The 26,253-nt window shown below is 68.1% G+C and carries 28 protein-coding genes, 1 other RNA gene and 1 pseudogene; 18 read left to right on the top strand and 12 right to left on the bottom strand.

Annotated elements, in window-relative coordinates; all coding sequences use genetic code 11:
- Window positions 1-29 precede the first annotated feature (29 nt).
- The 5 genes from ACFOMD_RS16640 to ACFOMD_RS16620 all read left to right on the top strand — a co-directional run bounded on the left by ACFOMD_RS16640 (window position 30) and on the right by ACFOMD_RS16620 (window position 5,333).
- The gene (locus tag ACFOMD_RS16640) at window positions 30-2,480 is read left to right on the top strand and encodes a hybrid sensor histidine kinase/response regulator (RefSeq protein WP_380863403.1); all 2,451 of its coding nucleotides are present in this window, start codon (window positions 30-32) and stop codon (window positions 2,478-2,480) included.
- Window positions 2,477-2,911, top strand: a complete 435-nt coding sequence (locus tag ACFOMD_RS16635; protein WP_380863401.1) for a chemotaxis protein CheW — start codon at window positions 2,477-2,479, stop codon at window positions 2,909-2,911. The genes ACFOMD_RS16640 and ACFOMD_RS16635 overlap by 4 nt, the downstream gene beginning before the upstream one ends.
- A gap of 72 nt (window positions 2,912-2,983) precedes the next feature.
- The gene (locus ACFOMD_RS16630) at window positions 2,984-3,349 is read left to right on the top strand and encodes a response regulator (RefSeq protein ID WP_380863399.1); all 366 of its coding nucleotides are present in this window, start codon (window positions 2,984-2,986) and stop codon (window positions 3,347-3,349) included.
- 20 nt (window positions 3,350-3,369) lie between these two features.
- Entirely contained in the window at window positions 3,370-4,497 is a 1,128-nt protein-coding gene (locus tag ACFOMD_RS16625) for a protein-glutamate methylesterase/protein-glutamine glutaminase (protein WP_380863397.1), read from the top strand.
- Entirely contained in the window at window positions 4,494-5,333 is an 840-nt protein-coding gene (locus ACFOMD_RS16620) for a CheR family methyltransferase (protein WP_380863395.1), read from the top strand. Before ACFOMD_RS16625 ends, ACFOMD_RS16620 begins: the two co-directional genes overlap by 4 nt.
- On the opposite strand, the gene ACFOMD_RS16615 is transcribed toward ACFOMD_RS16620, so the two are convergent.
- Window positions 5,334-5,987 carry an SDR family oxidoreductase gene (locus ACFOMD_RS16615; RefSeq protein ID WP_380863393.1) on the bottom strand — a complete coding sequence of 218 codons (654 nt, stop codon included), beginning with the start codon at window positions 5,985-5,987 and terminating at the stop codon, window positions 5,334-5,336. It lies immediately after the preceding gene.
- 73 nt (window positions 5,988-6,060) lie between these two features.
- On the opposite strand from ACFOMD_RS16615, the gene ACFOMD_RS16610 reads away from it, so the two are divergent.
- The 4 genes from ACFOMD_RS16610 to rnpB all read left to right on the top strand — a co-directional run bounded on the left by ACFOMD_RS16610 (window position 6,061) and on the right by rnpB (window position 8,753).
- On the top strand, window positions 6,061-6,768 hold the full coding sequence (locus tag ACFOMD_RS16610; protein WP_380863391.1) for a TerB family tellurite resistance protein: 708 nt from the start codon (window positions 6,061-6,063) through the stop codon (window positions 6,766-6,768).
- Window positions 6,765-7,640, top strand: coding sequence for a DMT family transporter (locus ACFOMD_RS16605; protein ID WP_380863390.1), 876 nt, complete (start codon window positions 6,765-6,767; stop codon window positions 7,638-7,640). Before ACFOMD_RS16610 ends, ACFOMD_RS16605 begins: the two co-directional genes overlap by 4 nt.
- The gene (locus tag ACFOMD_RS16600) at window positions 7,637-8,332 is read left to right on the top strand and encodes an N-acetylmuramoyl-L-alanine amidase (RefSeq protein ID WP_380863388.1); all 696 of its coding nucleotides are present in this window, start codon (window positions 7,637-7,639) and stop codon (window positions 8,330-8,332) included. The genes ACFOMD_RS16605 and ACFOMD_RS16600 overlap by 4 nt, the downstream gene beginning before the upstream one ends.
- Before the next feature lie 41 nt (window positions 8,333-8,373).
- An RNA gene (rnpB, locus tag ACFOMD_RS16595) (RNase P RNA component class A) lies at window positions 8,374-8,753 on the top strand.
- Window positions 8,754-8,776: 23 nt separating this feature from the next.
- Here the strand turns inward: rnpB and ACFOMD_RS16590 are convergent.
- The 4 genes and pseudogenes from ACFOMD_RS16590 to ACFOMD_RS16575 form a co-directional block, all read right to left on the bottom strand.
- A pseudogene (locus ACFOMD_RS16590) lies at window positions 8,777-9,109 on the bottom strand (NfeD family protein); the annotation flags it as partial.
- A 102-nt stretch (window positions 9,110-9,211) separates the two neighbouring features.
- Entirely contained in the window at window positions 9,212-10,195 is a 984-nt protein-coding gene (locus tag ACFOMD_RS16585) for an SPFH domain-containing protein (protein WP_380863386.1), read from the bottom strand.
- Window positions 10,196-10,243: 48 nt separating this feature from the next.
- Window positions 10,244-10,729 carry a hemerythrin domain-containing protein gene (locus ACFOMD_RS16580; protein WP_380863384.1) on the bottom strand — a complete coding sequence of 162 codons (486 nt, stop codon included), beginning with the start codon at window positions 10,727-10,729 and terminating at the stop codon, window positions 10,244-10,246.
- Between the two features lie 118 nt (window positions 10,730-10,847).
- Window positions 10,848-11,330 (bottom strand): DUF882 domain-containing protein, encoded by a 483-nt coding sequence (locus tag ACFOMD_RS16575; protein WP_380863382.1) that lies wholly within the window; start codon window positions 11,328-11,330, stop codon window positions 10,848-10,850.
- A gap of 224 nt (window positions 11,331-11,554) precedes the next feature.
- On the opposite strand from ACFOMD_RS16575, the gene ACFOMD_RS16570 reads away from it, so the two are divergent.
- From ACFOMD_RS16570 to ACFOMD_RS16555, 4 genes are all read left to right on the top strand, one after another.
- The gene (locus tag ACFOMD_RS16570) at window positions 11,555-12,607 is read left to right on the top strand and encodes a L,D-transpeptidase family protein (RefSeq protein ID WP_380863380.1); all 1,053 of its coding nucleotides are present in this window, start codon (window positions 11,555-11,557) and stop codon (window positions 12,605-12,607) included.
- Between the two features lie 6 nt (window positions 12,608-12,613).
- Complete coding sequence (locus ACFOMD_RS16565) at window positions 12,614-13,306, top strand: M23 family metallopeptidase (RefSeq protein ID WP_380863379.1); 693 nt, start codon at window positions 12,614-12,616, stop codon at window positions 13,304-13,306.
- A gap of 18 nt (window positions 13,307-13,324) precedes the next feature.
- Window positions 13,325-13,729: a hypothetical protein gene (locus tag ACFOMD_RS16560; protein ID WP_380863377.1), complete on the top strand. Its 405-nt coding sequence runs from the start codon at window positions 13,325-13,327 to the stop codon at window positions 13,727-13,729.
- A gap of 216 nt (window positions 13,730-13,945) precedes the next feature.
- The gene (locus ACFOMD_RS16555) at window positions 13,946-14,419 is read left to right on the top strand and encodes a Dps family protein (RefSeq protein ID WP_380863375.1); all 474 of its coding nucleotides are present in this window, start codon (window positions 13,946-13,948) and stop codon (window positions 14,417-14,419) included.
- Here ACFOMD_RS16555 and ACFOMD_RS16550 read toward each other — a convergent pair.
- Both ACFOMD_RS16550 and ACFOMD_RS16545 read right to left on the bottom strand, forming a co-directional pair.
- On the bottom strand, window positions 14,416-14,595 hold the full coding sequence (locus ACFOMD_RS16550) for a hypothetical protein (RefSeq protein WP_380863373.1): 180 nt from the start codon (window positions 14,593-14,595) through the stop codon (window positions 14,416-14,418). The genes ACFOMD_RS16555 and ACFOMD_RS16550 overlap by 4 nt on opposite strands.
- A 76-nt stretch (window positions 14,596-14,671) precedes the next feature.
- Window positions 14,672-16,057: a M20/M25/M40 family metallo-hydrolase gene (locus ACFOMD_RS16545; RefSeq protein WP_380863371.1), complete on the bottom strand. Its 1,386-nt coding sequence runs from the start codon at window positions 16,055-16,057 to the stop codon at window positions 14,672-14,674.
- A gap of 120 nt (window positions 16,058-16,177) precedes the next feature.
- Here ACFOMD_RS16545 and ettA point away from each other — a divergent pair, with 120 nt between their 5' ends.
- The gene (ettA, locus tag ACFOMD_RS16540) at window positions 16,178-17,860 is read left to right on the top strand and encodes an energy-dependent translational throttle protein EttA (protein WP_380863369.1); all 1,683 of its coding nucleotides are present in this window, start codon (window positions 16,178-16,180) and stop codon (window positions 17,858-17,860) included.
- Between the two features lie 273 nt (window positions 17,861-18,133).
- Here the strand turns inward: ettA and ACFOMD_RS16535 are convergent, their stop codons facing one another.
- From ACFOMD_RS16535 to ACFOMD_RS16525, 3 genes are read right to left on the bottom strand one after another with little or no spacing between them, the layout of a single operon-like run.
- The gene (locus tag ACFOMD_RS16535; protein WP_380863367.1) at window positions 18,134-18,787 is read right to left on the bottom strand and encodes a TadE/TadG family type IV pilus assembly protein; all 654 of its coding nucleotides are present in this window, start codon (window positions 18,785-18,787) and stop codon (window positions 18,134-18,136) included.
- The gene (locus tag ACFOMD_RS16530) at window positions 18,775-19,383 is read right to left on the bottom strand and encodes a TadE/TadG family type IV pilus assembly protein (protein WP_380863365.1); all 609 of its coding nucleotides are present in this window, start codon (window positions 19,381-19,383) and stop codon (window positions 18,775-18,777) included. Before ACFOMD_RS16530 ends, ACFOMD_RS16535 begins: the two co-directional genes overlap by 13 nt.
- Complete coding sequence (locus tag ACFOMD_RS16525; protein ID WP_380863363.1) at window positions 19,380-21,107, bottom strand: TadE/TadG family type IV pilus assembly protein; 1,728 nt, start codon at window positions 21,105-21,107, stop codon at window positions 19,380-19,382. The genes ACFOMD_RS16530 and ACFOMD_RS16525 overlap by 4 nt, the downstream gene beginning before the upstream one ends.
- 129 nt (window positions 21,108-21,236) lie before the next feature.
- Here ACFOMD_RS16525 and ACFOMD_RS16520 point away from each other — a divergent pair, with 129 nt between their 5' ends.
- Entirely contained in the window at window positions 21,237-21,896 is a 660-nt protein-coding gene (locus ACFOMD_RS16520; protein WP_380863361.1) for a squalene/phytoene synthase family protein, read from the top strand.
- 16 nt (window positions 21,897-21,912) lie between these two features.
- Window positions 21,913-22,368: a histidine kinase gene (locus ACFOMD_RS16515; RefSeq protein WP_380863360.1), complete on the top strand. Its 456-nt coding sequence runs from the start codon at window positions 21,913-21,915 to the stop codon at window positions 22,366-22,368.
- Here the strand turns inward: ACFOMD_RS16515 and trmFO are convergent, their stop codons facing one another.
- Window positions 22,369-23,724, bottom strand: a complete 1,356-nt coding sequence (gene trmFO / locus ACFOMD_RS16510; protein WP_380863358.1) for a methylenetetrahydrofolate--tRNA-(uracil(54)-C(5))-methyltransferase (FADH(2)-oxidizing) TrmFO — start codon at window positions 23,722-23,724, stop codon at window positions 22,369-22,371.
- Between the two features lie 107 nt (window positions 23,725-23,831).
- On the bottom strand, window positions 23,832-24,869 hold the full coding sequence (gene mutY, locus ACFOMD_RS16505) for an A/G-specific adenine glycosylase (RefSeq protein ID WP_380863356.1): 1,038 nt from the start codon (window positions 24,867-24,869) through the stop codon (window positions 23,832-23,834).
- Between the two features lie 26 nt (window positions 24,870-24,895).
- Between mutY and ACFOMD_RS16500 the strand changes: the two genes are divergently transcribed.
- Both ACFOMD_RS16500 and ACFOMD_RS16495 read left to right on the top strand, forming a co-directional pair.
- Window positions 24,896-25,423: a DUF721 domain-containing protein gene (locus ACFOMD_RS16500; RefSeq protein WP_380863354.1), complete on the top strand. Its 528-nt coding sequence runs from the start codon at window positions 24,896-24,898 to the stop codon at window positions 25,421-25,423.
- A 70-nt stretch (window positions 25,424-25,493) separates the two neighbouring features.
- Entirely contained in the window at window positions 25,494-26,246 is a 753-nt protein-coding gene (locus ACFOMD_RS16495) for a thioredoxin domain-containing protein (RefSeq protein WP_380863352.1), read from the top strand.
- Window positions 26,247-26,253: the final 7 nt, after the last annotated feature.

The following is a 26,253-nucleotide window of genomic DNA, read 5'->3' as shown; positions in this document are numbered from 1 at the left end:
CGCGCATTCGCGGAAAGAAGCCGGGGACCATGGACGAACTGCTGGTCGATTTCCTGACCGAGACCGCCGAGAACATCGGTGTCGTCGATAACGAGATCGTGCGCTGGGAACGCAATCCCACCGACCGCGCGATGCTCGATAACATCTTCCGCCTCGTCCACACCATCAAGGGGACGTGCGGCTTCCTCAACCTGCCGCGGCTCGAAGCTCTGGCCCATGCCGGCGAGACCGTCCTTGGCCGCGTCCGCGACGGCAAGCTGACGGTGTCGGCACATGTCGTCTCCGAAGTGCTGGCCTCGCTCGACGGCATCAAGGCGATCCTGCGCGTGCTCGAATCGACGGGGAAGGAGCCCGAAGGCGACGACGCGGGCCTGATCGCCCGGCTGGAACGTGTTGCGGCGGGCGAAGCGGCGCCGGGCGTCCCGGCGGTCGCCGCCGCGCCGGAGGCCGAAGCCGCCCGCGCGCCGCAGAGCATCCGCGTCTCGGTCGATCTGCTCGAACAATTGATGACGACGGTGTCGGAGCTGGTGCTGACCCGCAACCAGCTCCTCCAGATCGCGCGGCGTGCCGGCGAGGGCGACGCCTATGCGGTGGCGCTGCAGCGGCTGTCGCAATGCGTTTCGGAAATTCAGGACGGCGTCATGCGCACCCGCATGCAGCCGGTCAGCAACGCCTGGGCCGCGCTGCCGCGCATGGTGCGAAACTTGTCGCTCGAACTTGGCAAGAAGATCGAGCTGGAGATGCACGGTGGCGAGACCGAGCTCGACCGCCAGCTGCTCGAACTGATCAAGGACCCGCTCGCCCACATGGTGCGCAACGCCTGCGACCATGGGCTGGAGGACCCGCGCAGCCGCGCCGCCGCCGGCAAGCGCGAAGTCGGGCGGCTGCGCCTCAACGCCCATCAGGAGGGCGGCCACATCGTCATCGAGCTGTCGGACGATGGCCGCGGCCTTAACCTCGACCGGCTGAAGGCGAAGGCGATTGACGCCGGCCTGTTGCGCGAACGCGACGCCGCAGAACTGACCAACGCGCAGGCCGCCAAGCTGATGTTCCACGCCGGGTTGTCCACCGCCGAGCAGGTGACGGCCGTGTCGGGCCGCGGCGTCGGCATGGACGTCGTCAAATCGAACATCGAAAAGATCGGTGGCACCGTCGAGGTGGATTCGACCCCCGGCCGCGGCACCCGCTTCACCATGCGCGTTCCGCTGACGCTCGCCATCATCCCGGCGCTGATCGTCGCGGCCGGCGGCGAGCGCTTCGCCGTCCCGCAGATCGCGGTGCGCGAGCTGGTCGGGGCCGGCAGCGAGGGCGAGAACCGGATCGAGACGCTTCACGACGCACAGGTGCTGCGCCTGCGCGACCGGCTGCTCCCCGTCGTCAGCCTCGCGCGCCTGCTCGGCCTGCCGGAAAGCGATTCCGAGGAAAGTTATGTCGTCGTCGCGCAAGCGGGCAGCTTCAGCTTTGGCCTCGTCGTCGATGATGTGCACGATACCGAGGAAATCGTGGTGAAGCCGGTGGCACCGCTGCTGAGCGGCGTGCCGGTTTATTCGGGCAACGCCATCCTCGGCGACGGCCGCGTCATCATGATCCTCGACGTCAACGGCATCGCCGCGCTCGGCACCGACGCCGGCGACCGCGATGCGCGGGTCGAGGCCGAGGAGGAGGTTGTCGAGGACACCGCCGCCGAGCGCGACGCGATGCTCGTCTTCCGCGCCGGCTCGCCGCATCCGAAGGCGGTGCCGCTGTCGCTGGTGTCGCGCCTCGAGGAAATCGCCGTTGAGACCATCGAATGGAGCGAGGACCGTCCGGTCGTCCAGTATCGCGGCGAGGTCATGCCGATCGTCACCGTCGACGAGGGCGCCAGCCTCAAGCCGTCGGGTCGTCAGCCGATGCTGGTGTTCAACGACGGCGCCCGCGCCATCGCGCTGGCGGTCGATGCGGTGATCGATATCGTCGAGGACGTCGTCGACATCAGCCTGTCGGGCGAGGTCGGTGGCCGGCTCGGCAGCGCCGTCATCGGCGGGCGAGTCACCGAGGTGCTCGACATCGGCCATTATCTGAATGCGGGCCTGCGCCCGGTCGTCCGCACGACGGCGTCGGCAGGGCGCGCCACGGTGCTGATCGTCGACGACAGCGCCTTCTTCCGCAACATGCTGCGCCCGCTGCTGTCGGCCGCCGGCTACGACGTCACCACCGCCGCCAGCGCCGAAGAAGCGCTGCGGCTGCGCGAGGCGGGGCGGCGCTACGACCTCATCCTCTCCGACATCGAGATGCCGGGCCAGTCGGGCGTCGACCTCGCCAAGGCGGTGAAGTCGGGCGGCGAGTGGGCGGCGACGCCGATGATCGCGCTCTCGTCGCTGGTCAGCGACGACGCGCAGGCGCGTGGCCGCGACGCGGGCTTCGACGATTATGTGCCGAAGTTCGACCGCGTCTCCCTGCTCTCGCTGCTGGAGCGGCAGCTTTCGAAGGTGGCGGCATGAGCGGCGACTTCGTAACCGTCCGCCTCGGCGGTCAGCTTCTCGGCATCCCGGTGCTGCTCGTCCATGACGTGCTGCGTCTCGGTGTGCTCACCCGCGTGCCGCGCGCGCCGGCGATGGTCGCAGGCGTCATGAACCTGCGCGGCCGCATCGTCACCGCGATCGACGTGCGCCAGAGCCTCGGCCTGCCGCCGCGCGATGCCGCCGCACCCTCGATGGGCATCGTCGTCGAGCAGGACGGCCAGCCCTATGCGCTGGTGGTCGATGCCGTCGGCGATGTCGTCAGCGTCGCCGCCGACCGGTTCGAGGCACATCCGGCGACCTTGTCGCCCGCATGGCGCGCCGTCACCGACGGCGTCTACCGGCTCGACGAACTGATGCTCTCGCTCAACATCGGCCGGCTGCTCGCCGGCGGCATGGCGAAAGCGGCCTGATCTTTACCTCGTTTCAATCATTGCCGGGCAGGCTGTGATCGCGGCCACCCGGGCGCGGACAAGGGAATGCGTATGAAATCCTGTTTGATCGTCGATGATTCGAAGGTGATCCGCAAAGTGGCGCGGCGCATTCTCGAGGATATGCAGTTCAAGATCGACGAGGCGGAGGACGGCCGCATGGCGCTCGAAGCCTGCCAGCGCGAGACGCCCGACGTGGTGCTGCTCGACTGGAACATGCCGGTGATGAACGGCATGGACTTCCTCGACGCGCTCCGCGATCAGCCGCTCGCCAAGCGCCCGGTCGTGGTGTTCTGCACCACCGAGAACGACATGGCGCACATCCGCGCCGCCATCGAGGCGGGCGCCGACGAGTACATCATGAAACCGTTCGACCGGGAGATCATCGAGGCGAAGTTCGCCCAGGTCGGCCTCGTCTAACGTCTGACAGGATAGTCGCCATGTCCGCATCGGGACTGGCCAGCACGCCTCGCCCCGCCGCTCCGGCGGCCGGGCCCGCGCGCGTGATGCTCGTCGATGATTCGAGCGTCAGCCGCGCGCTGATGACGCGCTGGATCGAGGAAAACGGGGCGGGGCAGGTCGTCGCCACCGCCGCCAACGGCCGTGCCGCGGTCGAGGCGCTCGCCGTCCACCGCGTCGAGGTGGTGGTGCTCGACATCGAGATGCCCGAGGTCGATGGCCTGACCGCGCTGCCGCGCCTGCTCGCCGCGCAGCCGGGGCTGCAGGTGCTGATGGCCTCGACGCTGTCGCAGCATGGCGCCAGCGTCACGTTGCAGGCGCTCCGCCTCGGCGCCGCCGACGCGATCGGCAAGCCGCGCGCCGGCTGGGCGCTCGGCACCGGCAATGATTTCCGCACCGAGCTCGCCGCCAAGGTTCGCGCATTGGGCGCCGTCGCCCGCCGCCGGCCCGGCGCGCCCGCCCCCGAGGTGCCGACGCTGCCGCCGGGCACGCCCGAGCCGACGCTTAACCGCGCCGCGCCCTCGACGCAGCGCCCGCGCGCCATCGTCATCGGCGCCTCGACCGGCGGCCCCAACGCGCTGTTCCGGCTGGTCGAGCTGCTGCCGCGCGACGTCGATGTCCCGATCTTCGTCACGCAACACATGCCGCCGACCTTCACGACCATCCTCGCCGACCATCTCGCCCGCCACGGCCGGCGGCCGGCGCACGAGGCGGAGGACGGGATGCCAGCGCAGCCCGGCCACGTCTACATCGCCCCCGGCGGCCGTCACCTGAGCCTTGCGGGCAGTCCCGATCATGTCCGCCTGATCGTCAGCGACGAGGAGCCGGAGAATTTTTGCCGCCCCTCGGTCAACCCGCTGATGCGCAGCGCCGCGCGCCTCTACGGCGACGGTGCGCTCGGCATCATGCTGACCGGCATGGGCAGCGACGGGCTGGAGGGCGCGCGCGAGCTGGTCCGCGCCGGCGGCACGCTCGTCGCGCAGGACCAGACAAGCTCGGTGGTGTGGGGCATGCCCGGATCGGTGGTGCGCGCCGGATTGGCCGCCGAAGTGCTGCCGCTCGACGACATCGCCGCCTTCATCGGGCAGAAGCTCAAGGCCGCCCGATGAGCATCGCGGAGGGGGCGTTTCACATCCTGTCGGGCATGTTGCAGAGCCGTGCCGGCGTCGTGCTCGGCCGCGAGAAAAGCTATTTCCTCGAAAGCCGCCTGCTGCCCGTCGCCACCCGCGCAGGCCTGCGCGGTGTCGATGATCTCGCGGTCGCGCTAACCCGCGCCGGCAGCGAGACGCTCGCCGCCGAGGCGGTCGAGGCGATGCTCAACAACGAGACCTTCTTCTACCGCGACACCGCACCCTTCGACCTCCTCCGCCGCACCGTGCTGCCCGAACTGCGGCAGACGCGGCAGTCCCTGAAGACGCTCCGCATCTGGTGCGCCGCCGCCTCGACGGGTCAGGAGCCCTATTCGATCGCGATGATGTTCGCCGATGACGCCGCCGCCTGGGCCGGCTGGCGGATCGAGATCGTTGCCACCGACCTGTCGCGCCGCGCGCTCGATCGCGCCGAAAACGGCCTCTACTCGCAGTTCGAGGTGCAGCGCGGCCTGCCGATCCAGTCGTTGGTCCGCCATTTCGACAAGGAGGGCGAGCAATGGCGGCTGGCCCGCGACGTGCGCCAACGCGTGCGCTTCCGCCAGGCGAATCTCTGCCACCCCTTCGCGCACCTCGGCCGCTTCGACGTCGTGCTCTGCCGCAACGTGCTGATGTATTTCGACCTGCCGACGCGGTCGGACATCCTCGCGCGGATCAGGAAGCAGATGCCCGAGGACGGCTGCCTGCTGCTCGGCGCGGCGGAAACCGTTCTCGGCCTCGACAGCGCCTTCCGCCCCGACTGGGAGAACCGCGGCCTCTATCGCATCGACGCGACCGAGCCACGGCGGGCAGCGTAGCTACCAGGCGATTTCCTTGCCGCTGTAGTCGCGCATGGCCCCGCCGCTGCCGCTCGCGATGACCTTGCGCATCCCTTCGATCGATTCCGGCGCTTCGAGCGGTGCCTGTTCGCCGCCCATGTCGGTCTTCACCCAGCCCGGATGCAGGGTCACGACCTTGATCCCGCGGCCCTTCAGTTCCAGCGCGAGGTTGGACAGGCCCATGTTGAGCGCGGCCTTCGACATGCGATAGCTCCACGCGCCACCGCCGCTTTCGGCGATCGAGCCCATGATCGAGCTGAGCGCGGCGATGGTGCCGCCGTCCTTCACTTTCGGGCCGATGGCGCGCGCGACGAGCAGCGGCCCGAGCGCGTTGACCGTCATCACCCGCGTCCATTCGGCGGCGTCGACCTCGTCGAGCTTGACCTCGCGTGAGCCAACGCCGGCGTTGATGACCATCACGTCGACCGGGCCGCCGATCGCGCCCGCCATTGCCTTCAGCGACGCCTCGTCGGTGATGTCTGCGATGTGGGTCGTGGCACCCAGTTCGCGCGGCGCGGCGGCATCCTCCTCGCTGCGTACCGAGGCGTGAACGTCCCAGCCGTCGGCGCGATACTGGCGGACGAATTCGAGCCCGAGGCCGCGGCTGGCTCCGACGATGATGACGCTCGGCATGGCTGCCCTTTCCAAAATGAACGATGTGCCGCCCCAAGAAATCGCCTATCAGGCGCACCGGCAAGGATATTCGATGTCGATCTGGCACATGCTCCTGACCGGCGCGACCGGCGTCGCGGTCGGCGGCCCTCTGGGCGCGCTGATGCGCGGACTCGTGGCGCGCCGCACCCCGAGCGCCGCGCGGCGCGAGAAGAACCAGCGCCGCCGCCAGGTCGCCTTCACCATCGCCGCCATCGCGCTCGCCGCGAAGATGGCGCGCGCCGACGGCTATGCCTCCACCGAGGAGTTCGCGACCTTCCAGCGCCTGTTTCGCGTGCCCGAGGCGGAGCGCGGCAACGCCGAGCGATTCTACCGGATGGCGCAGGGCTCGACGGCGGGGTTCGAGGCCTATGCCGATCAGGCGGCGAAACTGCTGGGCGAGGGGTCGCCGGTGCTCGAGGATCTGCTCGAAGCGCTGATGCTGATCGCGGTCACCGACGGCGTCCACCCGGAGGAGGTCAATTATCTCGACCAGGTCGCCACCCGCTTCGGCTTCGCGCCGGCCGAATATGCCCGCATCAAGGCACGGCACATCGCGCCGTCGGAGGATGACCCCTATGTCATCCTCGGCGTCGAGCCCGGCGCGTCGCCCGAACAGGTGCGCGCCGCCTATCGCGCGCTGGTGAAGGCCTATCACCCCGACCGTCACATGGCGGACGGCACGCCGCCCGAGTTCATCCGCGTCGCCGAGCATCGCATGGCGGCGATCAACACCGCCTATGCGCGGATCATGAAGGCGTGATCCCGCCGGCGCACTTTGCGCTGATCGCGCTCATCGACATCGTCTGGGCGTTCAACATGATCGCCATCAAATATGCGATGGACGAGGTGTCGCCGCTGGTCGCGGTGTTCCTGCGCTATGCGATCGTGCTGATGGTCTGCGCGCCGTGGCTGCGCTGGCTGCCGGGGCGCATGACGACGATCCTGCTCACCGGCCTGTTCGGCGGCGCGCTCTATTTCGGCATCGGCGGCGTCAGCATCGCGATCACCGAGAATGTCTCGGCGCTTGCCATCGTCGGCCAGCTCAGCGTGCCGTTCAGCCTGATCCTCGCGGTGATCTTCCTGAAGGAGCGCATCCGCTGGCCGCGAATCCTCGGCGTGACCCTGTCCTTCCTCGGCGTCGTCATCCTCGGCTTCGATCCGACGCTCGTGCACGAATGGCTGGGGATCATCCTCACCGTGATCGCGACCTTCCTCTACGCGATCAGCTCGCTCCTCATGCGCAAGCTGAAGGGCGTGCATCCGCTCAACATCCATGCCTGGCTGGCGCTCATCAGCCTGCCGTTGCTCGCGGGCGCCTCGCTGATCTTCGAGCCCGGCTCGCTGGCCAGGGTCGGCGACATCCGCCTCGGCACCGTCGGCTGGCTCGCCTATTCGGCGATCGGCGCGTCGGTGATCGGCCATGCCGGCATGTCGTGGCTGTTGCAGAAGCACCCCGTGTCGGTGATCGCGCCGCTGACCCTGCCGACGCCGTTGCTTACCGTCGCGCTCGGCGTCATGCTCCTCGACACCCCGATCACGCCGCAATTGCTGGCGGGCGGCCTGGTGGCGCTGGTCGGCGTGTCGATCGTCACGCTGCGCACGGCGCGGGCACAGGTGCGGGAAGGCCAATGATCGACTGTCCGTCGCCCAACCATGACGATCGGAACCGCACGCCGGTCACGATGATCGTGCTCCACTATACCGGCATGGAAAGCGCCGCCGCGGCGCTGCAACGGCTGACCGACGCCGAGGCCAAGGTGTCGTCGCACTACATGGTCGCCGAGGACGGCACGGTGATGCGCCTCGTCGATGAAAGCCGCCGTGCCTGGCACGCCGGCAAATCCTACTGGCGCGGCATCACCAACGTGAACGCGGCGAGCGTCGGCATCGAGATCGTCAATCCCGGCCACGAGTTTGGCTATATCCCCTTTGCCACGCCGCAGATGGCCGCGGTGCTGCAGCTGACCGCCGAGATCGCGAAACGCCACGGCGTGAAGCCGGCGATGGTCGTCGGCCATTCGGACATCGCGCCGGCTCGCAAGCAGGACCCCGGCGAGCTGTTCGACTGGCCGCTGCTCGCGAAGCACGGCCTTGCCTACGGCCCGGTCAAGCCGATCGCCGATCCGCACTGGACCGACGGCGGCACGCTGCAGGCCTTGAACCGCTTCGGCTATGACGTGACCGACGGCCCCGCCGCCGTCCGCGCCTTCCAGCGCCGCTTCCGCCCGGCCACCATCGACGGCGTCATCGACGGCGAGACGCGAGCGATCCTGCTCAGTCTTCTGATCAACGAAGAACGTGCCGCGAAGCCCGCCGAAAGCTGAAGGCTTCGCATTGCTGAAATAAAGCCGTATACCGCCCCCGGCCAGAGGATCGGACGGCCGCCGCGCCAGCGCTCGAAAGGGTGGCGGGGAGGAAAGTCCGGGCTCCACGGATCAACGGTGCCGGGTAACGCCCGGCGGGGGCGACCCCAGGGAAAGTGCCACAGAGAGCAGACCGCCCCGAGCGTTCGCGCAGAGGGTAAGGGTGAAAGGGTGCGGTAAGAGCGCACCGCGCTTCCAGCAATGGCGGCGGCACGGCAAACCCCACCGGGAGCAAAACCGAATAGGGGCGGCACATGGGCCTGATCCGGCCCGTCGCCCGGGTTGGTTGCTTGAGGCGGCTGGCAACAGCCGTCCTAGAGGAATGGCCGTCCAGGCGGGGCGACCCGCCGGACAGAACCCGGCTTACAGATCCTCTGGCCGATTTCCCGACAAAGGCTCGACGAGCAGCCGGCTGCCCTCCACGGCGCGGATGCGCACCCGCGCGCCGGCGGGCGTGTCGGGGCCGGTCGCCAGCCACGGGCTGTCGGCGACCTGCACGCGGCCCCGGCCGTCGACGATCGGCTCGACGACCGTCACCACCTCGCCGATCAGCCGCGCGCCGCGGTTGTTGAGCAGCTCGTCCGCCGAGCGTGGCGGATTGCGGCGCAGATATCCCCGCCCTTTCAGCACCGATCCGATCGACGCCGCCGCGAAGATCACCAGCTGCGTCTCCCAGCCGATCGGCAGAAGCAGGGTGGCGGCGCCGGTGATGAACGCGGCGCCGGCCAGCCAGATCATGAAGGCGCCCGGTGCGGCGATCTCCAGTGCGGCGAGCAGCAGCGCGAGGATGAACCACGCCCAGGGCGTGAACAGCAGCGCGTCGATCCAGTCGCCCATCGCCTACACCGTCTCGAACGGGCCGGGGCGCTTCGGCGCGGCCGGGCGCGGCGCGGGCTTGGGCGGCGGGGGCGGGCCATCGTCGCGCGCGGCCTTCACCAGCTCGCCGATGCCGCCGAGCGTGCCCACCAGCGACGACAGTTCGACCGGCATGAAGATCGTCTTGGAGTTGGGCGAGGTGGCGAACTCGCGCACCGCCTCGACATATTTCTGAGCGACGAAATAGTTGATCGCCTGCGCGTCGCCGCTGGCGATGGCGCTCGACACCATCTCCGTCGCCTTGGCCTCGGCCTCCGCCTCGCGCTCGCGGGCCTCGGCGTCGCGGAAAGCGGCCTCGCGGCGGCCTTCAGCCTCCAGAATCTGCGACTGCTTCTGCCCTTCGGCGCGCAGGATTTCCGAGGCGCGCAGGCCTTCCGCCTCGAGGATGGCGGCGCGCTTCTCGCGCTCGGCTTTCATCTGGCGGCCCATCGCGTTGACGATGTCGGCGGGCGGGCGGATGTCCTTGATCTCGACGCGGGTGATCTTGACGCCCCAGGTGTGCGTCGCCTGATCGACGACAATCAGCAGCCGGGCGTTGATCTCGTCGCGCTTCGACAGCGTCTCGTCGAGGTCCATCGAGCCCATCACCGTGCGCAGGTTGGTGGTGGTGAGCTGCATGATCGCGACATAGAGGTCGGACACCTCATAGGCGGCCTTGGCGGCGTCGAGCACCTGGAAGAATACCACGCCGTCGACCGCGACCATCGCGTTGTCCTTGGTGATGATCTCCTGCCCCGGAATGTCGAGGACCTGCTCCATCATGTTGATCTTGCGGCCGATGCGGTCGATGAACGGGATGATCAGGCTGAAGCCGGGGCGCAGCACGGTGACGAAGCGGCCGAAGCGCTCCAGCGTATATTCATAGCCTTGGCGGACGACGGTGGCGGCGCTGAACACCACCAGCACCGCGAACACCGCCAGCGCGATCACGAACCAGCTAATCGACATTGCGCTCTCTCCCCGTCGTTGCGGGGCATCGTGCCGTATTGGCGCGGATCAGGCCAGCCCGGTCTCGCGCTCGAACTGCGGGGTCAGTTCGTCGCGCCGCCGCGTGTAGCGCTCGCCGAGGCCGGCGAGGTCGAGGCTGGCCTCGCGGGCCTGCGCGAACAGCTCGCCTTCCTCCTCGCGGGCATGGTGCATGATTTCCTTCTGCAGCATGCGCACCTTCATGTCGTAGGTCGGGTCGTCCGCCTTGACGGCGAGGATGCTCTGCAAGGTCTTGCGCATCCCTTCATGCTCGGCACGCGCCTCCTCGACGGCGGCATCGTCGGCGCCCGCATCGACGATCGCGTCGAACAGCAGCTCCTCGGCCGCCTGCGTATGCGCGGCCAGCGCGCAATGGATGCGGCATACAGCGACCCGCTTCGCCTCGGCATCATCCGCCTCGGCATAGGCGCTGAACAATTTCTCGAACCGACCATGGTCCTCGCGCATCAGCTCGAGGATATCGGCAACGCTTTCGGCAACGGGCTGGCTGGCCATTCACGCAACTCCCTACTTGCCGGATCAACCGGGGGCGGCGGCGAGAGTTCCGTTGCCCGAAATGCAACGGGCGCCGTGTTGCCACAGCGCCCGTCAGCGAATGGTCAGAGGCGACCGCCTACCAGAAGCGGACGCGGCCGGTGTCGACGTGAACGAAGTCCTGCGAAGGGTAATAGCCGACGCCGCCTTCCTTCATGCTCAACGCCGCCTTGCGCAGATGGTCGAGCTGGATGCCCGGAATGCGGATGTCGATCGCCTGGCCGAGCTGGTGGAGGCTCTTCTTCGCCACGCCGTTCGACTTCGACGCCAGCGCTGCATTGGTGTGCGGCGAGCGATAGCCCGAAATGATGTGGATCGGCTTGTTGCCGGCCTCGGTCACGCCGCGCAGATGCGTCAGCAGGTCGAGCAGATTCTTGTCGATCTGCTCCACGTCGCCCGTGCGCCAGTCGCGCAGAATCTTGTTCACGTCGCGCAGGCCCTCGGGGACATATTGTCCCTCGGCCCAATAGACGGTGCTCACCTTCTCGCTGGTGTGCGTGTTGTAAAAGCTGAGGCGACGCTCGCCCTGCATCGGGATCGCGAGCGCCGCTCTCGGCAGCATCGCCGCACCGACAAGTCCTGCGCCAGCCGTCAAAAAGCGACGGCGGCTCGAAGCCGCAAGATCGATCATAAAACTGAGCCCCTACGCTGCTCGTTACGCTCGCGGGAGAAAATCCACCCCTCCCGGCGTTACCCCACGAATATTGGGAGTATAGCATGCGTTGTAAATCGCGGGTTGCATTCGTTTGTCTCAGTCTTGCCACGGCCGGTCTTGGAATCGCCGGTATGGCGAACGCGCAACGCACTGATACCGCTCAGAAAAACGCTACGGCTCCGAAACCATCTTTCACCGCCGCGACCGTCAATGCGACGACGACGCCGGCGCTGACGCGCGGGTCGAGCGGCCCGTCCGTGCTGCGCGCGCAGGTGATGCTCGACCGCGCCGGCTTTGGCCCGGGCGTGCTCGACGGCGGCTTCGGCATGCTGATGGAAAAGGCGTTGCGCGCCTATCAGCAGGCGAACGGCCTGACCGTCACCGGCAAGCTCGACGCCGCCACCTGGGGCGCGCTGCCGCGTGAGCAGCACCCGCCGCTCGTCCGCACCGCGATCAGCGGCGAGGATGCCGCCGGGCCGTTCGTCGCCAAGATCCCGACCGACATGATGGAAAAGGCGAAGCTGAAGGCGCTGCACTACACCTCGATCGAGGAAGCGCTCGCCGAGAAATTCCATACCACCCCGGCGTTCCTGAAGACGCTCAACCCCGCCGCCGATTTCTCGCGGCCCGGCACGCTGATCTGGGTGCCCAACGTCCGCGGGCAGGCGTCCATCGCGGACGGCGCGCAGATCGGCACGGCGAGCGCCGCGGCGAACCCGGTGACGTGGGAGGAAATGCTCAACGAACTGTCGGTGCAGCCCAATCTGCCCAAGGCGGCGCGGGTGATCGTCGACAAGTCGGACACCTCGGTGCGCGCCGTCGACAAGGCCGGCAAGACCATCGCCTTCTTCCCTGCGACGATCGGCAGCGAGAAGGATCCGCTGCCGATCGGCAAGTGGACGATCAAGGGCCGCGCCTACCTGCCGCCCTTCCACTACAACCCGGACCTGTTCTGGGACGCGGATTCGAAAGACGAAAAGACGCTGCTGCCGGCGGGGCCGAACAGCCCGGTTGGCGTCGTCTGGATCGACCTGTCGAAGAAGCACTACGGTATCCACGGCACGCCTGAGCCGCAGAACATCAGCCGGACGGAGAGCCACGGCTGCATCCGCCTGTCCAACTGGGACGCGGCGCGTCTCGCCACCATGGTCGATCCGGGCACGCCCGCGATCCTGCAGGAATAGTCCCGCATGCGCGCAGCAACGGTCGGCGCCGTCATCATCACAGCGATCGTCACCGCCGCGGTGACGAGCGCTGTGTGGCTGGTGATCTTCAACCTCAGCGAGACTGAGCGCGGCGACGCGCCGGTCATCGTCAATGAGGTGTCGGCGACGCGACCCGCCACGCAGGTTACGCCGCCGCCACGACCCGCGGTAACGGCATCGGACCCCGCCGACTATCGTGTGCTGGCGGCGAAGCGGCTGACCATTCCGGTTTCGGGCATGATGGCAACGCATCTGACCGACACCTTCGGCGATGATCGCGGCGGCGGTGCCCGAGCGCACCAGGCGCTTGATATCATGGCGCCGCGCGGCACACCGGTGGTCGCCACCGAAGACGGTCGCATCGAAAAGCTGTTCACCAGCGATCAGGGCGGGCTGACCGTCTATCAGTTCGATCCGACGCGCACCTACAGCTATTACTACGCGCATCTCGACCGCTACGCCGACGATCTGGCGGAGGGACAGGCGGTGAAGCGCGGGCAGGTGATCGGCTATGTCGGCTTTACCGGCAACGCCTCGCCCGAGGGGCCGCATCTCCATTTCGGTATCTACAAGCTCGGACCCGACAAGCGCTGGCACGAGGGTGTGCCGCTGAACCCGTTCCCGGTGCTTGGCGGAACCGCGCCGGCGAGTCATACATTACCCAACCGTAACGAATAACCGACTAGTGAGGACCTTATGACTGAAAAAACCAAGAAGCCGGGTCTCGTCGACAAGGCGAAGAAGCTCGGCGAGAAGCTGTTCACCAAGCGCAATGCCGCGATCGCCGCGCCGGTCGTCGCGACCGCCGCTGCGGCGGCCGCGCTGAGCTCGAAGCGCGTCCGCACCGCGGTCGTCGATGGCGCCAAGAGCGCCGGCAACGCCATCGCCAAGGCCGCGCCGAAGAAGAAGGCGGTGCCGAAGGCTGCAGCGGCTGCGAAGCCGGCGGCGAAGAAGCCTGCCGCGAAGAAGGCCGCGGCGCCGAAGGCTGCCGTCAAGCCGGCTGCGAAGCCCGCCGCGAAGAAGGCACCGGCGAAGAAGCCGGCCGCGAAGAAAGCTGCTGCCCGGAAGCCGGCGGCGCCGAAGGCCACGCCGGCCGCCTGACGCCGGCGCGTTACCGCGCGACGGGGCCGCCGTCCCTGCCACCGATAGCTCGGCAGGCAGGGGCGGCGGCCGTTCGCGTGCCAGCCAGCTATCCGAAAGTCTTAGTGATTTTTGCGTGTGATTGATCGATCGTATCGATGACGGTCAGCGGCAAAAGCCGTTGGACCGAACCCCCTCCCGGGCGCACATCAGCCGCAAGACATCAGGAGACTGACCATGGCCAGCAAGATCAATATCGGCATTCCGGACGACCAGCGGAAGGCGATCGCGCACGGGCTGTCGCGGCTGCTCGCCGACACCTACACGCTCTATCTGAAGACCCACAATTTCCACTGGAATGTCACCGGGCCGCAGTTCAACACGCTGCACCTGATGTTTGAGACGCACTACAACGAGCTGGCGCTGGCGGTGGACGAGATCGCCGAGCGCATCCGCGCGCTGGGCGAGCCGGCGCCGGGCAGCTACGCCGCCTTCTCGCGCCTGTCGACGGTCAAGGAAGCCGAGGATGTGCCCTCGGCCGAGGAAATGCTGCGCCAGCTCGTCGCCGACCATGAAACCGTCGCCCGCACGGCGCGCGAGGTGTTCCCGACCGCCGACGACGCGCATGACGAGCCAACGGCCGGGTTGCTGTCCGATCGCATGCAGGCCCACGAGAAGACGGCGTGGATGCTGCGCTCGATGCTCGGCTAGAAGCGGGAATAGGCGGGACGGATCGTTCCGAGGCGGCGCGAGAGCGTCGCCATCCCGTCCCTGATCAGCCCGCGGTCGAGCGGGTAGGACATCTGATTGAAAAGCGGAGCGAAATCGCCCGCCGAGTACATCCCCGGCGATGCGAACCGCTCCGCGCGGTTCGCGTCATAAGCCATAAATCACCTTACTGACGCGCCCATACACTGGCGCGCTTTCAGCTAATCTACGCGTCAGCCGCGAAGGCGTTCCGCATTACCGGGCCGGGCCGGCGGCAACCGGGCCGAGCTGAACATCGCTGTTCGCGACCAGCCAGGTCATCGCGACATAGGTCGCGACATTCTGGTCGAGCGCCTTGGGGTCGATCTTGTCGAGCGTGTCGTCGGGCGTGTGGTGCAGGTCGAAATAGTCGCTGCCATCCTGCTCGGGGGCCAAGGTCGGCACGCCGAGCGTCGCCAGCGGCTGCACGTCGGGCCCGCCACGGTTGGTGTTGGCGGTGTCGTGGCTGATGCCCAGCGGCGCGAGCACCTTGGCGATCGTCGCCATCAGCGGCTTCGCGCCTTCGGCGACGCGATAGCCGAACTTCCAGACCTTGCCGGCGCCGAAATCCGATTCCGCCGCCGCGACGATCTTGTCGCCGCTATTCGCCTTGGCATAGGCGGCCGCACCCAGCAGCCCGACCTCCTCGGCGCCCCACATGACGACGCGGATGGTGCGGCGCGGGCGCTGCTTGCCGTCCATGATGACCTTGGCGGCGGCGGTGGTGATCGCGATACCCGCGCCGTCGTCGATCGCGCCGGTGCCGAGGTCCCAGCTGTCGAGGTGGCCGCCGATGATGACCACCTCGTCGGGCGCCTCGCGGCCGACGATCTCGCCGACGACGTTGCCAGATTGCTGGTTGCCGATGAAGCGCGGGGTCATCACCAGCTTCAGCCGCACCGGCTTGCCGCGCTTCAGCAGCCGCTCGAGCTGGTCGCTGTCCGGCAGCGACAGCGCGCCCGCCGGGATCGGTGTCTGCCCCGCTGCCCAGTTGGTGCCGCCGGTGTGCGGATTGCGGTGCATGTCGGTACCCATAGACCGGATCAGCGTCGCCACCGCGCCCTTGGTCGCGGCGATCGACGGGGCCGAGCGGCGGACCACGCCGAAATACCCGTAGGAGGAGCCATCCTGCGTGCGCGCCATCGCATGCGTCACGAAGGCGATCTTGCCGGTCAGGCTGCCCGCGGGCGCCGCCTCCAGCGCCTCGACGTTGGCGAAGTGCACGATCTCCGCCTCGATACCGGCGGCCGGCGTCGCGCCGCTGCGGCCGAGCGCGGTGACGGCGAGCGGCTGCGAATGCTCGCCGAGCACCCAGGCCTCTTCCTCGCCGCGCACCCAGGTCGGCATGTCATAGGTCTCGATGCGCACATTCTGGAAGCCGAGCGCCTTCAGCTTCGCCGCCCCCCAGGCGCGCGCCTGCGCTTCCTTGGGGGTGCCGGCCAGGCGCGGGCCGACCTCGGTGGTCAGGCTCTCGACCAGCTCCCAGGCGACATTCTTCTCCAGCGCCGCGTCGCGCAGCTTCGCCGCCGTCGCGGTGCCGTCATCCGCCTTCGCGCCGATGAGGGCGAGGGCGATCAGGGGGAGGGCGGCAATCCGGCGCATGACAGACCTTTCATCGGGGGTGCGCGATGCCTATCTCACCCTCGCGCGGTTTGCCAAGCGGTCTCGCCTCGGGTAAACGCCGCGCGCAATTTCCCGACACGTACGATCTGCGGAGCACCCATGGCCGGCTATCAATATTCCTTTGTGATGAAGGGTCTCACCAAGACCTTCCCCGGTGCGCCGAAGCCGGTGCTCAACAACATCCACCTGCAGTTCCTGCCGAGCACCAAGATCGCCATCATCGGCGTCAACGGCGCCGGCAAGTCGACGCTTATGAAGATCATGGGCGGCATGGACACCGAATATCAGGGCGAGGCCTGGGCGGCGGACGGCGTCCGCGTCGGCTATCTGCCGCAGGAGCCGCGCCTCGACGAGAGCCGCAATGTCCGCGAGAACGTCATGGACGGCGTCCGCGACGTCGCCAACATGATCGACCGCTTCAACGCCATCTCGGCGGAGATGGGCGACCCGAAGGACGACACCGATTTCGACGCGCTGATGGCGGAGATGGGCGAGCTGCAGGAGAAGATCGACGCTGTCGACGGCTGGACGCTCGACAACCAGGTCGAGATCGCCATGGACGCGCTGCGCTGCCCGCCGGGCGACTGGCCGGTGACCAGCCTGTCGGGCGGTGAGAAGCGCCGCATCGCGCTCTGCCGCCTGCTGCTCGAAAAGCCCGAAATCCTGCTGCTCGACGAGCCGACCAACCACCTCGACGCCGAGAGCGTCGCCTGGCTGGAAAAGCATCTCGTCGACTACAAGGGCAACGTCATCCTCGTCACCCACGATCGCTACTTCCTCGACAATGTCGTGAACTGGGTGCTCGAACTCGACCGCGGCAAGGGCATCCCGTTCGAGGGCAATTACTCGGCGTGGCTGGAGGCGAAGGCCAAGCGCGTCGAGCAGGAGCAGTCGGAGAGCGACGCCAAGCAGAAGGCGATGGCCCGCGAGCTCGAGTGGATTCGCCAGTCGCCGAAGGCGCGCCAGTCGAAGTCGAAGGCGCGCATCAAGGCGTTTGACGAGCTGGTCGAGGCGCAGAACGAGCGCCGCCCCGATGGCGCGCAGATCCTCATCCAGATTCCGCCGCGCTTGGGTGGCAACGTCATCGAGGCGAAGGGGCTGAGCAAGGCCTATGGCGACAAGCTGCTGTTCGAGGATCTGAACTTCACCCTGCCGCCGGGCGGCATTGTCGGCGTCATCGGCCCGAACGGCGCCGGCAAGACCACGTTGTTCAAGCTGATCACCGGCGCCGAGCAGCCCGACGGCGGCGAGATCAAGGTCGGCGAGACGGTGAAGCTCGGCTACGTCGACCAGTCGCGCGACGCGCTCGACGCCAACAAGAACGTCTGGGAAGAAGTCTCGGGCGGCAGCGAGCGCTTCTACTTCGGCAAGAACGAAGTCTCGTCGCGCGCGTACGTCGGCGCCTTCAACTTCAAGGGCGGCGACCAGCAGAAGAAGGTCGGCCAGCTGTCGGGCGGTGAGCGCAACCGCGTCCACATGGCCAAGATGCTGGTGCAGGGCGGCAACGTGCTGCTGCTCGACGAGCCGACCAACGATCTCGACGTCGAGACGCTTCGTGCGCTCGAAGAGGCGCTGGAGAGCTTCGCCGGCTGCGCCGTGGTCATCAGCCACGATCGCTTCTTCCTCGATCGCCTCGCCACGCACATTCTCGCGTTCGAGGGCGACAGCCACGTCGAATGGTTCGAAGGCAATTTTGAAGCCTATGAGGAAGACAAGCGCCGCCGCCTCGGCGACGAGGCCGATCGCCCGCACCGGATGACCTACAAGAAGCTGACGCGCTAAGGCGCGCGCCGGCCGCAGCGGGCCTTCAGCCCTACCATTCCGTTATCCCGGCGAAGGCCGGGATCCATGCCGACCGCGGTTGTGGATCCCGGCCTTCGCCGGGGCGACGCGTTTTTTCGGGGGAGCGCGGCGCGGGGGAGATCGCTGCGCCCGGCAACCTCCTTCCGCACCGTCATCCTGACGAAAGTCAGGATCTCATCGAGAGCGGGCGCGAACGGGGTGGGAGATCCTGACCTTCGTCAGGATGACGGGTGATTGTGGGACTGAAGGTCCTCAGCTCGATGCCGGGCAGTCGTTCGCCAAGGTCTGCCACGCCGCCGCCGGAATACCCGTGGTGTTGGTGATCGTCGGCAGCGCGATCTCGCGCGCCATGTAGGACGAGGTGTAGACGATCTTCCGCCCGCCGAAGATCTCCTCGAACAGCGCGTCGGGGTAGATCAGTGGCTGATATTCGAACACCGCTTCGGCGACCATGATGTTGTCGCCGGTGTTGATCGCCATGCCGTTCACCGTCTCGATGGCGGTGCCGGTCTGCCCGTCGCCCTGTTCGCCGAACGCGCTTTCCTCGTCGAGGTCGCCCTCGCAGCGTTGCCAGCGGATCCAGTGGCCGTTGGCGGTCTGGTTGCGGGTGATCGAACTCAAGAGCAGCCGGCCATGCTCGGCGAAGTCGATGCCCTCCGCCGACAGCCGCGCGCCGAGAAACAGCTGCTGCACGTCGGCCTCGTCGATGCTGGCGCGATAGCGCGCGGCCAAGTCGGCGGTGGAATTGGCGACGCGGCTGACCTGCGAATGCGCCAGTGCGAACATCACGATCTCCAGCCCGAACAGCAGGGTCGTCACGAACACCGGCGCGATCAGCGCGAATTCCAGCATCGCGACGCCGCGGTTGTCGCGGCGCAGCCGGGCGAGGCGCTTCAGGAGATGCATCGCTCGACCGCCGGCTCGCGCTCGTCACCGAACGGCTCGTTCTTGACCGTCGCGTTGGCGACCAGCGTCATCCGTCCCTCGTCCGCGTCGAGCAGCTTGCCCATCATCTTGAACAGCAGCGGATAGGTCGCCGTCACCTCGAAATAGACGATGTCCTCCGAGGCGCCGAGGCCGGCCTGGCTGGCGTCCTCGCTCCACTGGCCGTCGCCGTTCAGATCGATGAAGCAGTCGCCGCGCCCCGGCGCACCACCCAGCGGCTCGACATCGGAGGTCAGCGGCTCGGGCTTCTGCACATCCTCGAAGCTGCCATAGGCGCGGGTGACGATCTCGACATCGTCATCGACGGCCCCAATGCGCGCCAGCCGTTCGCGCACCTCGTCGCCGATATCGTCGGCGGAATATTGCCCGGTCGCCGCCATGTGCGACGCCTGCCGGATCGCGCCTTCGAGCACGGTCTTCGAGTAAGCGAGATAACCGAGCTCGATGCCGCCGAGCAGCATCATCAGCATCGGCATCACCATGAAGGCGAACTCGACGACCGCCGCGCCGCGCTGGTCGCGGCGCAGGCGGCGGAGGATGGGTATGCGCCCGCTCATTCCGACAGGCGCAGATAGCCGATGTTGTTAGCGATCACCTGGAACACCGCGATCAGGTCGGCGGAGTTGGCCGCCTTGTAATATTGGTCGGTGTTGGTGGCGCAGTTCTGCAGCGCGGTGGCATCGCTCGATCCCATCGAATCCCCGAAAGCGATCGTCGAGATGTTGACGTTCTGCTGCTTCCCCGCCTCGCACAGCATCTGGAAGCGCTTGCGATGCTCGGTGGTGCTGTCGGAGTCGCTGTGGATGCGCTTGTCCCAGCTCTCCTTGCCCCAGGCCGAATAGGTGCCGGGCGGCGCCAGCTCGCCGTCGGTCATGAAGACGATGTATTTCTTCACATCGCGCTTCGATCCGGTATGGCCGGCGGCCAGATACTCGGTCTCGTTCACGAACGGCGCCTGCGGGCTGATCATCGCGAGGCCCCAGTACATGCCGACGTCGTGCAGGGTGCCGCCCTCGGCGACGAGGCCGCTGACATAGCTCGCCAACGACGTCGCGCTATGCTCGCCGAGCTTCTTCGCCTCGGCGGGGCAGCTGGCATTGGGATTGGCGCCGGTCGTGGTCGCCGAGGCTCGCGTGGTTCGCCAGGTCGGCCGGTCGTCGACCTCCCACTTCATCGCGCTCCACGGCGCGGCGGTCGGCTGCGTCGTGCGCGGGCTGGTGCCAAAGCGGTTCTCGCTCTTGGTCGGCGACGAGAAATAGGGCTTCCACGCCGGCGCGGTGCCGCCGTTGACGACGACGCCCGGCGCGGCGTCGATGATGTCCCAGGCGCCGGCCGGGATCGAGCTGATGCTGGTGGAGGAGCCGATCGTCTTGATCGAGGGACGCATCTCGACGCAGCCCTTCCAGGCGTAGGCATTGTTGAAGCTCGTGCCGGCGGCGCCGCCGTTGGTGATGAAGCTCGACAGATCGAGCGCGACGGCGCGCGCGTTGTCATCGCTGGTGCGGTTCCGCCAATTGCAGTCGTCATCGCTGTCGTTCGTGCACGGGCGGTAGGGCGTGCCGATATCGGTCCAATAGTCGCCGCTGGTGGCGATATAGGCGCTGTTCTCCTCGTGCAGCAGCCGGCCGATGTTCACCGCCTGCGAATAGGGGACGATGCCGACGCGGACGCGCAGGCCCGATACCGCGAGCTGCGTGCGCGTATCGTCGAGCGTTTCGAGGAAGTCGGTGGTCGCGGTCTTCAGCGCGGTGAGGCGCGATCCCGCCATCGATCCCGTCACGTCGAGCACCAGCACCACATCGATGTTGGTGCCCGACCGGCGCGCGCAGCTATCGGCGGAAATGCCGATCGACTGCTTGCCGAACGCGCCCATCACCAGGGTCGGCACCGAGGTGCTGGCGGTGACGCAGAGCGCCCCCTGCTCGGTGATCTCCGAATCGACGTCGATCGATTCCGACTGGAAAATCGGCTCGGCGACCGAGAGCCCGGTGCCGTCGGCCATGTTCGCCGGATAGTTGTTCTGCAGGAACTTGGTGATCTCCGGCGCCGCGGTCGCCAACTGGCCGTCGGTCATCGCCTTGCGACCGGCGAGAGTCGCGGCATCGACCGCCTGCTGCAGCCGCGCCTGCGCCATGTAGGCGCGCGTCAGGTCGACCCCGCCGCCGACCGCGGCGGTGACAGGGATGACGCCCGCCGCCATGAACAGCATCACATTGCCGCGTGTGTCCTGCCGCAGCCGCCCGAGCGCGGCGCGAAAGCGACCGCCAAGCCGGTTCGCCATCCTCGTTCCAATCTACCGGGGACGCCCCAAGCATCCCATCGCAGCAGCTTTGGCACGGGCGCGGGTAAGGAAAGATTGAGAGACGCGGTTAACATCGCCTTTCCGCCGTTTAGCCGCTAAGGCGCGCCCGTGACCGATACCGCCGACCCCGTCTTCGCGCTGGTGCGCGAACGCGACCTCGATCGCTATCTGGCGTCGCTCTATGCGCCGCCGGCAGCGCGCACCGGGCTGCTCGCACTGCACGCGCTCGACCTCGAAATGGCCGAGGTGGCGCGCACCACCACCGAGCCGATGCTCGGCCAGATCAGGCTGGCGTGGTGGCGCGAGCAGTTGGAGGGACTCGACGCCGGCAAGCGCCCCGCGCAGCCGGTGCTCGCGGCCGTCGCCGATCATATCCTGCCCGCCGGGATCAGCGGCGCCAGCCTCGAGCCGCTGGAGGATGCCTATCTGGCGCTGCTCGAAGGCGACCTCGCGGCCTATGCCGTCTCGCGCTCGCGGTTGTTCGAGGCAGCGGCAACCTTGCTCGGCGGCGACACGGCGAACGCGAAGCGGCTGGGCGAAGGCTGGGCGCTCGTCGAAGCGGCGCGGCGGGGCAGCGACGTCGATGCGACGCTGCTGAACCGCGCAGCCGATCTGCTCGCCCCCGCCGCGACGGCGCGACCGCTCATCGGCCTCGCCGCGCTCGCCCGCCGCGACCTCGCCGCCCTGCGCGCCGGCCGGCGTCCCGGCCACCGGGGGTCACCCGGTCGACAGGCGCGCTTGCTGTGGAGCATAATCAGCGGGAGATAGCGCAGGGGAGGGCGTGATGATCCGGTGGCTGGCAGGCGGTGCGGCGGTAATCCTGATGGGCGGCGCGCTCGTTGCCTTTGCTTCGGCCGATAACGACTCCGCGTTGCCCCCGCCGCCCGACGGGTCTTTCCGGGTCGCGCCCGATGGCGGCGCGCTTCCCGCCCCGCCCGCCGCCGATGAGCGCGAACCGAGCCGCGAGGAAAAGCGCCTCGCCCGCTACGACCGCGACAAGGACGGCGCCGTCAGCCGCGACGAATATCTCCGCGCCCGCCAGCGCGCCTTCGCCAAGCTCGACGTCAACGGCGACGGCCGGCTCGATTTCGACGAATATGCGGTGAAGACCATCGACAAATTCAAGGGCGCCGACGGCGACCGCAGCGGCCGGCTCTCGGCGCCCGAGTTCGCGACCACGGCGGTGCAGCGCAAACCGAAGGCGGCCTGCCCGCCGGTGGCGGAAGCGGACGACGCCTGATTATTCCGCCGCTTCCTTCCGCCCGATCCACGCATCCAGATCGGCCAGCGCGCGCGCCGCCATCGTCTGCTTGCGCTGGCTCTTGTGCACCTTCTCGGTCAGCGGCGGGAACAGGCCGAAGTTGACGTTCATCGGCTGGAAGCTGTCCGCCTCCGCGCCGCTGGTGATGTGGCCGAGCAGCGCGCCGAGCGCGGTCGTCTCCGGCGGCAGCGACGGTTCGGCGCCCAGCCGCTCGGCGGCGGCGAAGCGGCCCGCGAGCAGGCCCACCGCGGCGCTCTCTACATAGCCCTCGCACCCGGTGATTTGCCCGGCGAAACGCAGCCGTGTGTCGGCGCGCAGGCGCAGGCTTGCGTCGAGCAGTACCGGCGACTTGATGAAGGTGTTGCGGTGGAGGCCACCCAGCCGGGCGAACTGCGCGTTCTCCAATCCGGGGATCATCCGGAAGATGCGCGTCTGCTCGCCATGCTTCAGCTTCGTCTGGAATCCGACGATGTTGTAGAGCGTGCCGAGCTTGTTGTCCTGGCGGAGCTGGACGACCGCCCACGGCCGCCGCTCGGTGCGCGGGTCGCGCAGGCCAACCGGCTTCATCGGCCCGAAGCGCAAGGTGTCGCGCCCGCGCTCGGCCATCACCTCGATCGGCATGCAGCCTTCAAAATAGGGAGTGTTCGCCTCCCATTCCTTGAACACGGTCTTCTCGGCGGCGAGCAGGGCGTCGATGAACGCTTCGTACTGCTCCTTGTCGAGCGGGCAGTTGATGTAATCCTTGCCGTCGCCCCCACCCGGACCAAGTTTGTCGTAGCGGCTCTGGAACCAGGCGATGTCCTGGTCGACGCTGTCGAAATGCACGATCGGCGCGATGGCGTCGAAGAAGGCGAGGCTGTCCTCGCCGGTGAACGCCCGGATCGCCTCGGCCAGCGGCGCGGCGGTCAGCGGCCCGGTCGCAACGATCACGCTCGACCAGTCGGCCGGCGGCAGGTCGTCAACCAGCTCGCGGCGAATCTCGACCAGCGGCTCAGCCTCCAGCGCCGCGGTCACGCGCGCCGAAAAGTCATCGCGATCAACGGCGAGCGCCGACCCCGCCGGCACGCGCGCCGCATCGCCCGCCGACAGGATCAGCGACCCCAGCCGCCGCATCTCCTCGTGCAACAGGCCTACGGCATTGTTGTTGGGGTCGTCGGAGCGGAAGCTGTTCGAACACACCAGTTCGGCCAGACCATCGGTGTGGTGCGCATCGGTACCGCGCACCGGGCGCATCTCGTGGAGCACGACGGGAACGCCAGCGCGGGCCAGCTGCCACGCGGCTTCCGAACCGGCGAGGCCGCCGCCGATGACATGAACGGGATCAGGATGGGTCATGGGGCGCATGTAGCGTCCCACACCTACATCGTCATCCCCGCGCAGGCGGGGATCCATTCGCTCAGGCGTCACGGGGAATGGATCCCCGCCTTCGCGGGATGACGATTCTACAGGAGGCACGGCGTCATCGCGGCGTCAGCGGCGCGGCGGAAGAGCGTGGGGAGCCCGGCGGCATCGATCGTCGCGATCGGATGCCATTCGCCCTCGACGTCGGGGCGGCGCGGCAACCGAACTGCGGCCACATCGAGCACCAGATCGAAATGCGTGAAGGCATGCCGCACCGGCTCCGGCACCCGCGACCACGCCGCCTCGACCGGCGCGCCACCTTCCACCCGCTCCAGCGCGAACTCGCTCGCCGGCAACGCCACCATTCCGCCGAGCAGGCCCTTCGGTGGCCGCCGCACCAGCAGCACATGCCCCTCCGCCTCGATCCACCACGCGGTGCCGTATCGTGTCGGCCGCGCCGCCCTGGGCGCCTTCAGCGGATAGCGTTCCGGATTGCCCGCCGCGAACGCCGCACATCGGCCCTGCCATGGGCAAGCTCCACAGCGCGGCTTCTTCGGCGTGCAGATTGTCGCGCCAAGGTCCATCACCGCCTGCGCATAGTCGCCGGGCCTCATCGTCGGGGTCAGCGCCGCGGCATGGGCGCGCAACTCGCGCTTACCCGCGGGGAGCGGTGTCTCGACCGCGAACAGCCGCGACATCACCCGCTCGACATTGCCGTCGACCACCGGCGCGGCCTCATCGAAGGCGATCGAGGCCACCGCCGCCGCGGTGTAGGGGCCGACCCCCGGCAAGGTCAGCAACTCCGCCTCCGACCCCGGAAACCCGCCGCGTTCGGCCACCGCCCGCGCGCAGGCGAGGAGATTGCGGGCGCGGGCATAATAGCCGAGCCCCGCCCAGGCGCTCATCACCGCCGCATCCTCGGCCGACGCAAGCGCCTCGACGGTCGGCCACATGCCGGTGAACTTCTCGAAATAGGGCGTCGCCATCGCCACCGTCGTCTGCTGGAGCATCACCTCCGACAGCCACACCCGGTAGGGGTCGACCGGCACATTGGCGCCCGGCGCCCGCCGCCACGGCATCGCGCGAGCGTTGGCATCGTACCAGGCAAGAATTTCGCGGGCCGCGGAGTCGACGGGCATCGTCCGCCTATGGCATTAATCGGCGCATGGCGGAATCGGACAAGATTGCACGCGCCCGCACCAAGAAGGCGGGCAGCGGACGGACGGGGCAGGTTCGCTCCGTCGCCGATATCGTGCCCGGTGTCAGCCGCGCCGCCTTCCGCCGCTTCGGCTTCGTCCAGTCGGCGATCGTCGCGCGCTGGCCGGAGATCGTCGGCGAGGATTATGCCCGCCACTCGGCGCCCGACGCGCTATCCTTCCCGGCGGGCAAGCGCAGCGGCGGGACGCTGACTATCCTCTGCTCAGGTCCCTTCGCGACGATGCTTCAGCATGTCGAGCCGCAGGTGATCGAGCGGGTGAACCGCTTCTTCGGCTATGCCGCCGTCACGCGCGTCAGTTTGAAGCATGGCGAGCTGCCGCCGCGCCCGAAGCGCGAGGCGAAGCCCGAGCTTCAGCCGCTCTCCGCCGAGGTCACCGCCATGCTCAAACCGATCGGCGATGCCGGCCTGCGCGGCTCGCTGGAGGCGCTCGCCCGCCAGATCGGCGTCACCAAGGGCCCGCCGCGCTTTGACTAGCCGAAACCGGAGCGGCATAAACCGCTCGATCACGCCCGCGCACGGCGGGCGGCAAATGGGGAAGACCAGCATGTTCACCGCCCGTCGGCCGATGCGTTCGCTCATCGCGGCCTCGCTCATCATGATGATCGCCGCCTGCGACAGCAGCACGCCGTCGGACGCCGTTGCCGGCGAAGCGCCTGCCGGCGCTGCCAAGGCGGGCGCCGTGGCCTCGAAGGACTGGACGCAGGCCACCGTCGCGACCGCCGACGGCGGCTTCCTGATGGGCAACCCCGACGCCAAGGTGAAGATCATCGAGTTCGCCTCGGTGTCCTGCTCGCACTGCGCCGATTTCCACGCCACCTCGAAGGTGCCGCTGGAGAATTACATCCGCACCGGCAACGTCTCCTACGAGATGCGCACCTTCCTGCTCGGCGGCCCGCTCGACCCGCCGGTGTCGCTGGCGGTGCGCTGCCAGGGCGCGGCGCCGTTCTTCCGCCTCACCGACGATATCTTCCGCACCCAGAAAACCTGGATGCAGACCGCGTTCGACAACCAGGCGAAGCTCGCCGAGCTTGAGGGCCAGCCGCAGGCGGACCAGCTCGTCGGCCTGCTGCGCATTGCCGGTCTCGACAGCTTCTTCGCGGCCCGCGGCCTGCCCGGCGCCAAGCTGAAGCAGTGCATGACCGATACCAAGCAGATCGATTTCCTCGGCAAGATTCGCAACGACGGCGTCAACAAGCACGGCCTCACCGGTACGCCGACCTTCGTGCTGAACGGCGAGACGCTGGAGGGCGTGTCGAGCTGGCCGGCGCTGGAACCGAAGATCAAGGCCGCCCTCTAGCGGTAGG

The sequence above is a fragment of the Sphingoaurantiacus capsulatus genome (assembly GCF_042648405.1).
Classification (GTDB): Bacteria; Pseudomonadota; Alphaproteobacteria; order Sphingomonadales; family Sphingomonadaceae; genus Sphingoaurantiacus; species Sphingoaurantiacus capsulatus.
Note: the sequence above shows the minus strand (reverse complement) of the source record. Positions and strands in the feature narration are given on the sequence as shown.